Source organism: Pseudomonas sp. GL_093 (assembly GCF_057837605.1).
The window spans coordinates 4,239,083-4,251,831 of the sequence record NZ_CM174448.1 but is presented as its reverse complement, the minus strand read 5'-3'; the positions used below and the strand labels follow the sequence as shown (position 1 = coordinate 4,251,831).

Sequence of the window (12,749 nt, the reverse complement as noted above, 5' to 3'; positions counted from 1 at the left end):
TCCGGCTGCGTAGCAGTCGTAAACCATGCAACGCGGTGTATCAGTCAACCCAGGGTTCCGTGGAGCCGGGCAGGGTGCTTGGTTCGCTGGGTGCCTTGGGTTGTTTTTGCGCGCTGCGCCAAGCCGCCGGCGGCATGCCGAACTGGGTGATGAACCAGCGTGTGAAGGAACTCGCCATGGAGTAGCCGAGCATGTCGGCGATCCGGCCCAACGAGTAATTCGGGTTTTCCAGGTAGCGCAGCACCAGGTCGCGGCGCACGTCGTTGATCAGGTCGTTGAAGGCGCAGCCGTCGTCTTTGAGGCGGCGCTGCAGGGTCCGAACGTTCATGCCCTGGGTCTGGGCGATCTGCTCGATGGTGGCGCGTCCCATCGGCAACAACAGGTAGATGGCTTTGCGCACCTCGAACAGCATCGAAGGGCCTTCGTGGTTCAGCAGCGAGTCGAGGTAACTCTGGGCGTAGCGCGCCATGGCCGGGTCGGCATGGGGGTTGGTCATGTCGAGGCTGGCATTGGGACAGACAATGCCATTGAACTCGCTGCCGAATTCCAGCTTGCAGCCGAAAAGACGGCGATGCAGTTGCAGGTTGTCGGGAGGCTGGTGTGTGAAGTTGACGCTGTAGGGATGCCAGTGTGCGCCGAGCAGGGCGGCGCACAGGCGGAACATCACCCCGATTGCCAGTTCATTGGCTTGTCGGCAGGGCATCGGCGATTCGGTGACCACCTCTTCGCGAATGATCACCATCTTGCCCGCCTCCTCGATGAAGAGGGCCAGCGAATCGTTCATCAGATGACGGTAGTGCACCAGCACTTGCAACGTATCGCGCAGCGTACGCTGGTGGCTGAGCAGCAGACTGACCACGCCGAAGTCCGAGAGCTGGCGCGACTCGGCCATGCTCAGGCCGAAACTCTGGCAGCCACTGGCGACGGCCGAGTCCTCCAGCAGACGCACGGCGGCATCGATGGGAATGCGATGTTCAGGGGCTTGCAGCTTGGCTTTGCTCAAGCCGACGCCGGCCAGTACATCGCGCGGGTTGAACCCCAAGTACTGAGTGACTTCCAGGTAGTTGGTCAAGACGGCGGCGCGAACAAGCTTGGGCATGCGAAGGTCTTTCCTGGGCCGGTTGCGATTCAAATTTGCGTGGCGACTATATCCAGCACATCAACAATTGAACAGTTGTGACGTTGTCGAGGGCGCTCGCCCAATGCTGTCCAAAATCACACCGTCGTTGTGCAGCAATCGACGCTCACCCATTGATTACAGTGAGCTGTAGAGAACCTGCGGGGATATTCGACCAATGGTCGCGGCGCGCCAACACCTGGAAATTTGTCATGAAAAGAAAAGTGCCTGACGTCCAATGAAAAGCGCTTCGGGCGGGCGCTCTTTAATGTCAGTCCTACAAAAAGCCCCTGGCGATAGAGCCAGTCGAGTCATCGAGAAAGCGAAGGTGTTGAAGTGGACAAACTGCAAACTGCCGCAACCGTTCTGATCGTACCGGGTCTGCGCGAGCACGTTGCCGAACATTGGCAAACGTTGCTGGAAACCAGGCTGTGCAAGGTGCGCAGTGTGCCGCCGCTGGACACCGACAAACTCGATTGCGCCAAGCGGGTCGAAGCGATTCAGCATGAATTGGAACAGATCGACGGGCCGGTGATTCTGGTCGCTCACAGCGCCGGCGTGTTGATGGTTGCGCACTGGGCTGCGCGGCACAGTCGGCCGATCAAGGGCGCGCTACTGGCCGCTCCGCCGGACCTTGATGCCCAATGGCCGCAAGGCTACCCCTGCGCTGAAACCCTGCGTACCCAGGGTTGGGACCCTCTACCCAAAGGCCGGTTGCCGTTCCGCAGTCTGGTGGCCGCCAGTACCAACGACCACCTCGCCAGCCTGGACGCCGCCACGCGCATGGCCGAAGGCTGGGGCAGCGAACTGCTCAATCTCGGCGAAGTCGGTCATCTCAATCCTGCTGCCGGGTATGGGCGCTGGCCACACGCCGAAGCACTCATCCTCGAACTGGACCGCTAATTCAGGCGTCGGTTGGCCCGCGCCATCCGGCATTTGCCCTCATTCCTGAAAACGTAAACCCCTGGAACAAGGGGTTGCGCGAGGGCGGCTGCGCTTAAAACAAATACAAAAAGGCGGAGACAACGCAATGCACAACAATAAGAGTCACGGGTTCGCACCCTCGCGTTACACCTTGCTGGCCTCGGCCATTCTGGCCGCCGCCGTGCCGGTCGCGCAGGCGGTCGAGATCGACACCGGTAACCCGGACTGGACCATGCGTCTTGATAACACCGTGAAGTACAACTACGGCGTGCGCACCGAAAGCGCTGACAAACGCATGCTGGCAACGCCGAACAACAACGACGGCGACTACAACTTCCGCAAGGCCGGGACCAACATCACCAACCGTATCGACCTGTTGACCGAGATGGATGTGGTCTACCAGAACCACATGGGTTTTCGTGTCAGCGCCGCCAGTTGGTATGACAAGGCCTACGAGAACACCGGTTCCAATTCCAACCCGTTCGTCAACGGCAACGACGCAAGGTCGGGGCTGGTCGCCAACGACCCACGATTGGCCGGGGTCACCGGCGACAACGTCGGCAATGGCAGCCCGCACCTGAGCAACTATGCCCAGCGTTACTACACCGGTCCCTCCGGCGAAATCCTCGATGCCTTCGTGTTCTACAGCACCGAAGTGGGCGAGGAGTCGCTGCTGAGCGTCAAGGCCGGACAGCACAACGTGTTCTGGGGCGAGACCATTCTCAACCCGGTGCATTCGATCAGTTACGGCCAATCCGGCCTGGACCTGGCCAAACTGGCTGCCTCGCCGGGCACTGAAGCGAAGGAACTGTTCGTTCCACGTAATCAGCTGTCGATGTCATTCACGGTCAATCCCGAACTGACCGTGGGCGCCCAGTATTTCCTCGATTGGGACGCCGCGCGCCTGCCGGAAGCGGGTACTTATTACGGCGGTTCCGATCTGGTCGGCTTCGGTGCGCAATCTTTCCTGCTGGGCAACACCAATGGCGTGGTGCCGGGCAGTCCGCTGGGGTGTGGTCTGGCGCCCTGCAACGGGTTGACCAATGTGCGTCGCGGTCATGACCTTACGCCGGACAAGCGTGGTGACTGGGGGATTATGGCCAAGTGGTCACCAGCCTGGCTGGACGGCACCCTCGGCGTTTACTACCGCGAAACCTCGGAAATCCTGCCGCAAGCCTGGCTGGATGCCAGAGGCCTGAGTTCGGCCAACCCCAACGGCACCCCGCCGGCAGGGCAAGTGCCTGCGGTGGTCAATACGCTCAACTCGCTGAGCACCGCCACCTATCAAATGGCCTATGCCGACAACATCAAGATCGTTGGCCTGAGCCTGTCCAAGGATGTGGGCGGGGTGAGTGTGGGTTCGGACCTGAACATTCGTCACAACATGCCGCTGGCCAGTATTCCGGCGATTGTCAGCACGAACAGTCCGCTAGGCCTGGGCGCGGGTCTTGGTCTGTTGCCGGCGCGTACGGCTGCCACCGGTGTGGTTTATGACACCCCGGAGAAGGGCGACAGCATGGCCGCCACCGGCGACACCTTGCACTGGACGCTCAACGGTCTGATGACCATTGCCAAAACGCCGGTGTTCGATTCGGCAACTCTGCTGGGCGAGCTGTATTACAGCAACCTGCTCAAGCTCGATAGCAAGAACGAGGCGCTCTACAAGGGCAAGGACACCTATCGCGGCATCGACCAGCCGACCCGGGACAACTGGGGCATCGCGGTCAACTTCACACCAACCTGGTACCAGGTGTTTCCCGGCGTCGACCTCAATGCACCGATGTCCGTCAACGTGGGCCTTGCCGGAGTGTCGCCAGTGTCCGGTGGCGGTGCCAAAGACACCGGTAACTACGCCATCGGCCTCGGGGCCGTTGTGTACAACAAATACTTCGTTGATCTGAAGTACGTGGACTCCTTCGGCAAGACCGACAAGTGCGACACCAGCGGTCTGAGCACTGGCGCGGCCAATGCCGGCAGCGGCGACGGCTCCACACCCAATGCCTTTAGCGGCAATGAAAACTACGCCTGTTACGGCGGTGGCTACTCGGCCTTCTCCGGTGGAGGGGCCACGACTGAGGACCGTGGCGCCGTTTACCTGACGATGAAAACCACTTTTTGATGCACCACTGATTTGCTCAATGCAAGCAGGAGAATAACAAGATGAAATTCGCAAAAACCGTGTTGGCCGCTTCGCTGGCCATGGTCCTTGCCGCCCAGGCACAGGCCGCTGTTTCACCCCAGGACGTTGCGAAACTCGGCAGCAGCCTGACCTTGGTGGGCGCCGAAAAGGCCGGGAACGCTGATGGTTCCATCCCCGCCTACAGCGGTGGCCTGACCACGCCGCCGGCCAGTTTCAAAGCCGGCGACAGCATGCGTCCGGACCCGTTCGCCAACGAAAAACCGCTGCTGGTGATCGATGGCAAGAACGTCGATCAGTACAAGAATATGCTCAGCGCCACCACGGTCGAACTGGCCAAGCGCTTCCCGACTTTCCGTGTCGATGTGTTCCCGACTCACCGCACTGTCTCGCTGCCCCAAGCCATCCTGGATAACGGCGTGAAGAACGCCAGCGGCGCCAAGTCGCTCGAAGGTGGGCTGGCCATCGACAACGTGCTGCCGGGGGCACCGTTCCCGATCCCGCAGTCGGGCAACGAAGCGATGTGGAACTTCCTGTTGCGTTATCAGGGCGTGAGCATCAACACCAAGTACGACTCGTGGAACGTCGATTCCGCTGGTATTGCGAGCCTGGCGATCACCGGGCAGGCGTTCATTTCCTATCCGATCTACGAAAACCTGACGCAGCCGATCAGCAGCGCCGATGTGTACTACCAGATGAAGCTCTCCTACACCGGCCCAGCGCGCCGGGCCGGTGAAGCGATCATGCTCAAGGACGCCGCCAACCCGTTGCAGCAACCACGTCGCGCCTGGCAGTACTTGCCTGGCCAGCGTCGGGTGAAACTGGCGCCGAACCTGGCCTATGACACGCCGAACCCTGGCACCGCCGGCGCGGGCACCTACGATGACGTGTTCGTGTTCAACGGGGCGCTGGATCGCTATGACTGGAAGTTGGTGGGCAAGCAGGAAATGATCGTGCCCTACAACACCTACAAGCTGACCTACGTCCAGGATCCGAAGTCGCTGACCACCGCCAATCACCTCTCGCCGGACTTCGTGCGCTGGGAAAAACACCGCGTGTGGGTCGTCGAAGGCACCCTCAAGTCCGGTGCTCGCCACATCTACGCCAAGCGCCGCTTCTACCTCGACGAAGACAGCTGGACCGCTCTGGCTTCGGATCAATACGACGCCCGTGGCCAGCTCTATCGCGGTTCCTTCGCCTTCCTCAGCCAGAGCTATGACAAGCAGGTGCCGGACTCCACGCCGTTCATGATCTACGACCTGGTCGGCGGCACCTACAACATCAACGGAGTGGTCGGCCCTTACGGCGGCATCAAGTACATCGACCCGCTCTCCAAGGCGCAGTGGTCGTCGGAGTCCCTGGCCGGCGCCGGTATTCGCTGAGCCAACCGCAAAAACGCCCGCTCGACTCACACGAGGCGGTGGGAGCGAGCGGGCGCCAGGTTTCAACGTCAGGCACACGGACGTGTGTCCCGGCGCGGTTTTCCGAAGAGGACGCGGTATGTGTTCGTATAAAAATTGTTTGCAGCTGGCGTTTGGCGTTGTGCTCGGCGTGTTGCAAGGCATCACCCACGCAGCCGACTACGTCGATGTGCTGGACCTGCCTGTCAGGGTCAGCACCTTGGCCGTCAACAGTCCGTTGTCCGGTATGGCCCGCGCCGGTGAGCGCGTGATCGCCGTCGGCCAGCGTGGCCATATTGTGTTTTCCGATGATTCCGGTCAGCACTGGCAGCAGGCCGCTGTGCCGGCCAGTGCCGACCTTACTGCGGTGAGTTTTCCGACCACCACCCAGGGCTGGGCGGTGGGTAACGATGGTGTGGTGTTGCACAGCAACGATGCGGGTGCGACCTGGCGCAAGCAACTGGACGGCCGCGAGATTGGGGCCTTGCTGGTCAAGCATTACCAGGCGTTGGCCCATGCAGAACCTGGCAACGAACAATGGCCGCTGCTGGTCGCCGAAGGTGAGCGCCTGGTGGCGCAGGGCGCCGACAAACCCTTGCTCGATGTCTGGTTCGCCAACGAGCACCTCGGCTATGTGGTCGGGGTGTTCAATTTGATCCTGCGCACCGAGGATGGCGGCCAGAGCTGGACGCCTTTCCAGGACCGCACCGACAACCCGCAAGGTTTTCACCTCAACGCCATCGCCTCCACCGGCGATGCGCTGTACATCGCCGGCGAGCAGGGCTTGTTGCTCAAATGGGATGACGCAAAACAGCGCTTTGCCGCCATGCAGACACCTTATCAGGGCAGTTTTTTCGGTGTGCTCGGCAAACCTGGGGAAGCGCTCGTCTACGGCTTGCGCGGCAATGTGCTGCGCAGCACCGATGGCGGTCTCAGCTGGACCCCGCTGGACAGTGGCCTGCACGTCAGCATCACCGCCGGCATCGTCGATGCGCAGGGTGATTACCGCTTGTTTACTCAGGGCGGGCAGATGCTGGTGAGCCAGGGCGCCGGTGCGCAAATGCACTGGGTGCAGCAAGCCGAGCCGGTCCCGGTGACTGGCGTCACGCGCGCCGCCGGTGCGCTGGTGGTGGTTGGCAGCCGTGGTGCACGGACGCTGTCCGTTGAGCCCTCGAACCCTTAGAGCGAGAACCCAGACATGGGCAATATCAAACAAGAAACCATGCCGGTGATCCGCGATCTGCGGGACTTCGACCGCCAATCCGGCAATCGGCTGGAGCGGCTGGTGTTCAACTACCGTCCGCTGTTCATGCTGCTGATGGCGCTGGCCACCGTGGTGTTGGGCTACATGGCCGCGACGCGCCTGGAGCTGCGTCCAAGCTTCGAAAAAATGATTCCGCAGAGCCAGCCGTACATCCAGAACTTCCTGGAAAACCGCCAGTCGTTACGCGGCTTGGGCAACTCGGTGCGGGTGGTGGTGGAGAACACTCAGGGCGATATTTTCGACCCCGGTTACCTGGATGTGCTCAAGCAGGTCAATGACAAATTGTTCCTCACCGAAGGCGTCGACCGCGCCTGGATGAAGTCGTTGTGGAGCCCGGCGGTGCGCTGGACCGAAGTTACCGAGGAAGGTTTCCAGGGTGGCCCGGTGATGCCCGATACCTATGAGGGCAAGCCTGAGCAAATCGAACAGCTGCGCCAGAACATTTCCCGTGCCGGTATCGTCGGCAGTCTGGTGGCCAGCGACTACAAATCGAGCATGCTGATCGTGCCGCTGCTGGACAAGGCCACGGCCAGCGGTCAACGCATCGACTACCACGCCTTTTCGCAGATGCTCGAGGAGCAGTTGCGCGACAAGATCGAATTCGCCGGCGACAGCGCTGCACGCAAAGCCGGGGAGGAGGGCAAGGGTCAGTACAAAGTCCGGGTGATCGGTTTCGCCAAACTGATGGGCGACCTGATCGACGGGCTGATTCAGGTGATGATGTTCTTCGGCCTGGCCGTCGTCACTTCGCTGATCATCATTTACGCCTACACCCGATGCGTTCGCAGCACCTTGCTGGTGGTCGGCTGCTCGTTGATCGCGGTGGTCTGGCAACTCGGCATCGTCGCCTGGCTCGGCTATGCCATCGACCCATACTCGGTGCTGGTGCCTTTTCTGATCTTCGCCATCGGTGTGTCCCACGCGGCGCAGAAAATGAACGGGATCATGCAAGACATCGCCCGTGGCACCCACAAGCTGATCGCCGCACGCTACACCTTCCGCCGTCTGTTCATTGCCGGCGTCACGGCGCTGCTGGCCGACGCCGTCGGATTCGCGGTGCTGATGCTGATCGATATTCCGGTGATCCGAGACCTGGCGATCACCGCCAGTATCGGTGTGGCGGTGCTGATTTTCACCTCGCTATTGCTGATGCCGGTGGCGCTGTCTTACGTCGGCGTCGGCGCCAAGGCTGCCGAGCGCGCACTGAAAATCGACACGCGCGCAGAAGGGCCCAAAGGCTTTGGCAAACTGTGGGACTTGCTCGACCGCTTCACCACGGCCAAATGGGCCACGGGCGCGGTATTGGTTGCGGTGCTGATGGGCATCGGCGGCTTCATGGTCAGCTTGCAGCTGAAGATCGGCGATCTGGAAAGTGGCGCACCGGAGTTGCGTGCCGACTCGCGCTATAACCGTGACAACGCCTACATCACCAGCCACTACGCGCTGTCCAGCGACCTGTTCGCGGTGATGATCAAGACCGCGCCGGAAGGCTGTCTGAACTACAAGACGCTGATCCTCGCCGACCGTTTGGCCTGGGAGCTGCAGCAGTATCCGGGCGTACAGGCGACGGCTTCGCTGGTCAACGCGGTGCGCCAAATCACCGCCGGCACCTATGAAGGAAACCCCAAGCTCAACAGCATCCAGCGCAATCAGGACGTGCTGAACTATGCCGCGCAGCAAGCCTCGGTCAACTCCCCGGAGTTGTTCAACACCGATTGTTCGCTGATGCCGGTGATCACTTTCCTCAAGGATCACAAGGCCGAGACGCTGGATGCCGTGGTGGGTATCGCCGAAAAGTTCGCCCGGGAGAACAACAGTGAAGATCGCCAGTTTCTGCTGGCGGCCGGGTCGGCCGGGATTGAGGCAGCGACCAACATTGTGGTGCTCGAGGCCAATCGCACCATGCTGTTGTACGTCTATGCGGCGGTGACGCTGTTCTGCCTGATCACCTTCCGCAGTTGGCGCGCGACCCTGGTCGCCCTGTTGCCACTGGTGCTGACGTCGATCCTCTGCGAAGCGTTGATGGTGGTCATGGGCATTGGCGTGAAGGTCGCGACCCTGCCGGTGATCGCATTGGGCGTGGGCATCGGCGTGGATTACGCGTTGTACCTGCTCAGCGTGCAGTTGCATTACCAGCGCCAGGGCCTGCCGCTGTCGCAGGCTTACCGCAACGCCGTGTCGTTTACCGGCCGGGTCGTGGGCCTGGTGGGTATCACCCTGGCGGCCGGCGTGGTGTGCTGGGTCTGGTCGCCGATCAAGTTCCAGGCTGACATGGGCATCCTGCTGACCTTCATGTTCCTGTGGAACATGCTCGGCGCGCTGGTGCTGATTCCTGCCCTGTCTTACTTCCTGCTGCGTCACCCCGTTCCGCAAGCCCAAGTGGCACAAGCCGGTGCAACCGGCACATCCCAACGCCAGGGCATGCCGCATGCCCTGACCACTTCCGAGTAAGCCAACGATGTCTGATTACAAAGCTCCTTTGCGCGATATGCGCTTCGTACTCAACGAAGTCTTCCAGGTGTCCCGGCTATGGGCCCAATTGCCTGGCCTGGTCGAAGTGATCGATGAAGAAACGGCCGCCGCGATCCTTGAAGAGGCCGGCAAGATCAGTGGCGAAGTTATCGCACCGTTGAACCGCAGCAGTGATGAACAGGGCTGCACCTGGAACAACGGCGCGGTCCAGGCACCGGACGGTTTTGTCGCGGCTTATCAGGCATTCGCCGAAGGCGGTTGGGTGGGTGTTGGCGGTGATCCGCAGTTCGGTGGCATGGGCATGCCCAAGGCCATTTCCGCTCAGGTCGAGGAGATGGTCAACTCGGCCAGTCTGTCGTTCGGGCTGTACCCGATGCTGACCGCTGGTGCGTGCCTGTCGATCAATGCCCACGCCAGTCGGGAACTCAAGGAGCGCTATCTGCCGAACATGTACGCCGGCACCTGGACCGGCTCAATGTGCCTGACCGAGGCGCATGCCGGCACAGACCTCGGCCTGATTCGCACCCGAGCCGAACCTCAGGCCGACGGCAGTTTCAAGATCAGCGGCAGCAAGATTTTCATCACCGGCGGCGAGCACGACCTGACCGAAAACATTATCCATCTGGTACTGGCGCGGTTACCGGATGCACCCGCCGGTCCTAAAGGCATTTCGCTGTTTCTGGTGCCCAAGGTGCTGGTCAATGACGATGGCTCGCTGGGTGAGCACAACGCGCTGTCCTGCGGTTCCATCGAGCACAAGATGGGCATCAAGGCTTCTGCTACGTGCGTGATGAACTTTGACGGGGCGACCGGCTGGATCATCGATGCGCCGAACAAGGGTCTGGCGGCGATGTTCACCATGATGAACTACGAACGTCTGGGCGTGGGTATCCAGGGCCTGGCGCTGGGTGAGCGTTCCTACCAGAACGCCGTCGAATACGCCCGTGACCGTCTGCAAAGCCGTTCGCCGACGGGCGCACAGAACAAGGACAAAGCCGCCGATCCGATCATCGTTCACCCGGATGTACGGCGGATGCTGTTGACCATGAAGGCCTTGAACGAAGGCGGGCGCGCGTTCTCCAGCTACGTGGCCCTGCAACTGGACACCGCCAAGTACAGCGATGACGCGGCAACTCGCAGCCGCGCCCAGGAACTGGTGTCGCTACTGACCCCGGTGGCCAAGGCGTTTCTCACCGACATGGGGCTGGAAACCACGGTGCACGGCCAGCAGATCTTCGGCGGCCATGGTTACATCCGCGAATGGGGCCAGGAGCAATTGGTTCGCGACGTGCGCATCACCCAGATCTACGAAGGCACCAACGGTATCCAGTCACTGGACCTGGCCGGGCGCAAAATCGTCGGCAGCGGCGGGGCGCTGTACCGGCTGTTCGCTTCGGAAATCCGCAACTTTACCGCCAATGCCTGCGCCGACCTCGGCGAGTTCACCCAACCGTTGAACGCCGCCGTCGAGACCCTCGACGAACTGACCGCATGGCTGCTGGACCGAGCCCAGAACAACCCGAATGAAATCGGCGCGGCTTCGGTCGAGTACCTGCACGTGTTCGGCTACACCGCGTACGCCTACATGTGGACGCGAATGGCCAAGGCTGCCATGAGCACGCATTCCAAAGACGATTTCTACGTCAGCAAACTGGCCACCGCGCGCTTCTACTTCGCCCGTCTGCTGCCACGCATCCACTCGTTGAGCGCGTCGGCCAAGGCTGGCAGCGAATGCCTCTACGAACTGGACGCAGCGCACTTCTGATCGAAAGAACAAGGACTCCCAACCATGATGGCGACAAAAATAATTCCGCCCGCCGACGGCGCCTACGCCTATCCCTTGCTGATCAAGCAATTGCTGCTGTCCGGCGTGCGCTACGAACCGGGCCGGGAAATCGTGTATGCCGACAAACTGCGCTACAGCTACCAGACCCTCAACCAGCGGATCCGTCGGCTGGCCAACGCCTTGACTGCTGCCGGCGTCAAGGCCGGGGATACGGTGGCCCTGCTCGACTGGGACAGCCATCGCTACCTGGAATGTTTCTTTGCCGTACCGATGATCGGCGCGGTGCTGCACACCGTGAACATCCGTCTTTCGCCGGATCAGGTGCTCTACACCATGAACCATGCCGAGGACGACCTGGTGCTGGTGCATGACGATTTTCTGCCTCTGGTTGAACAGATTCACGGACAGCTGAAGACCGTCAAAGGTTACCTGCAGCTTACGGACGACACAGCCACTCACACGTCGCTACCGGTGCTGGGGGAGTATGAAAACCTGTTGGCCGGGTCGGCGGACCAGTACGACTTTCCCGATTTCGATGAAAACTCCGTCGCGACCCTTTTCTACACGACGGGCACCACTGGCGCCCCCAAAGGCGTGTATTTCACCCACCGCCAATTGGTCTTGCACACCTTGAATGCCGTCGGCACTTTGGGCGTCTATCAGGGGCTGCCGCTGCTGCGCTCCGATGATGTCTACATGCCTATCACACCGATGTTTCACGTGCATGCCTGGGGTGTGCCCTATGTCGCCACCCTGATGGGGATCAAACAGGTGTACCCCGGCCGCTACGAGCCCAACAGCCTGGTCAGGCTGTATCGAGAGGAGAAGGTCACGTTCTCCCACTGTGTGCCGACCATTCTGCAAATGATCCTGAACTGCGAGGAAGCGCAACGGACTCGTTTCGATGGCTGGAAAATGCTCCTGGGCGGCAGCGCGCTGACACTGGGCATTGCCAGCGAAGCGAGCGCCAAAGGCATTCAGGTGCACAGCGGTTACGGCATGTCGGAAACCTGCCCATTGCTGTGCCTGACTTACTTGCGTGACAAAGACCTCGATCAATCCACGCAAACCCAACTGGCCACCCGCATCAAGACGGGTACGCCAGTGCCGATGGTCGACCTGAAAATCATCGATGCCAGTGGCAATGACGTTGCCCATGACGGCGAGTCCCTGGGCGAGATCGTGGTGCGCGCACCCTGGCTGACTCAAGGTTATTTGAAGGAAACCGAAAAGGGCGCCGAGTTGTGGCACAACGGCTGGTTGCACACCGGCGACATGGCCTCTATCGACGCCTTGGGTGGAGTGGAAATCAAGGATCGCATCAAGGATGTGATCAAGACAGGCGGGGAGTGGATCAGCTCCCTGGAACTGGAGAGCCTGATCAGCGAGCACTCGGCCGTGATGTCGGTCGCGGTGGTGGGCATTGCGGACGAGCAATGGGGCGAACGGCCGATGGCGCTGGTGGTGTGCGAGCCTGGGCAGTATCTCGACCGCAAGATCCTGGAGACGCACCTTCAAGGATTTGTCGAGCGGGGCAGGATCAATAAATGGGCGATTCCCAAGCAGTTCAAGTTCGTTGCCGAGATCCCTAAAACCAGCGTCGGGAAGATTAACAAGAAGCTCATTCGGGAAAGTGAGTTGGGCTGAGA

At 60.9% G+C, this 12,749-nt stretch carries 8 protein-coding genes; 7 read left to right on the top strand and 1 reads right to left on the bottom strand.

The window, feature by feature from the left end:
* Positions 1–40 precede the first annotated feature (40 nt).
* On the bottom strand, positions 41–1,099 hold the full coding sequence (locus AC3IUE_RS19495; protein ID WP_489263396.1) for an AraC family transcriptional regulator: 1,059 nt from the start codon (positions 1,097–1,099) through the stop codon (positions 41–43).
* Positions 1,100–1,453: 354 nt separating this feature from the next.
* On the opposite strand from AC3IUE_RS19495, the gene AC3IUE_RS19490 reads away from it, so the two are divergent.
* From AC3IUE_RS19490 to AC3IUE_RS19460, 7 genes are all read left to right on the top strand, one after another.
* A complete protein-coding gene (locus AC3IUE_RS19490) occupies positions 1,454–2,020 on the top strand; it encodes an RBBP9/YdeN family alpha/beta hydrolase (RefSeq protein WP_489263395.1) in 567 nt (188 codons plus the stop codon).
* A gap of 127 nt (positions 2,021–2,147) precedes the next feature.
* Positions 2,148–4,160: a DUF1302 domain-containing protein gene (locus AC3IUE_RS19485; RefSeq protein ID WP_489263394.1), complete on the top strand. Its 2,013-nt coding sequence runs from the start codon at positions 2,148–2,150 to the stop codon at positions 4,158–4,160.
* Positions 4,161–4,201: 41 nt separating this feature from the next.
* The gene (locus tag AC3IUE_RS19480; protein ID WP_489263393.1) at positions 4,202–5,560 is read left to right on the top strand and encodes a DUF1329 domain-containing protein; all 1,359 of its coding nucleotides are present in this window, start codon (positions 4,202–4,204) and stop codon (positions 5,558–5,560) included.
* 118 nt (positions 5,561–5,678) lie between these two features.
* Positions 5,679–6,761, top strand: a complete 1,083-nt coding sequence (locus AC3IUE_RS19475; protein WP_489263392.1) for a WD40/YVTN/BNR-like repeat-containing protein — start codon at positions 5,679–5,681, stop codon at positions 6,759–6,761.
* A gap of 15 nt (positions 6,762–6,776) precedes the next feature.
* Positions 6,777–9,293: an efflux RND transporter permease subunit gene (locus AC3IUE_RS19470; protein ID WP_489263391.1), complete on the top strand. Its 2,517-nt coding sequence runs from the start codon at positions 6,777–6,779 to the stop codon at positions 9,291–9,293.
* Positions 9,294–9,300: 7 nt separating this feature from the next.
* Positions 9,301–11,079, top strand: coding sequence for an acyl-CoA dehydrogenase C-terminal domain-containing protein (locus AC3IUE_RS19465; RefSeq protein WP_489263390.1), 1,779 nt, complete (start codon positions 9,301–9,303; stop codon positions 11,077–11,079).
* Between the two features lie 24 nt (positions 11,080–11,103).
* Positions 11,104–12,747, top strand: coding sequence for a fatty acid--CoA ligase (locus AC3IUE_RS19460; protein ID WP_489263389.1), 1,644 nt, complete (start codon positions 11,104–11,106; stop codon positions 12,745–12,747).
* The last annotated feature ends 2 nt before the right edge of the window (positions 12,748–12,749 follow it).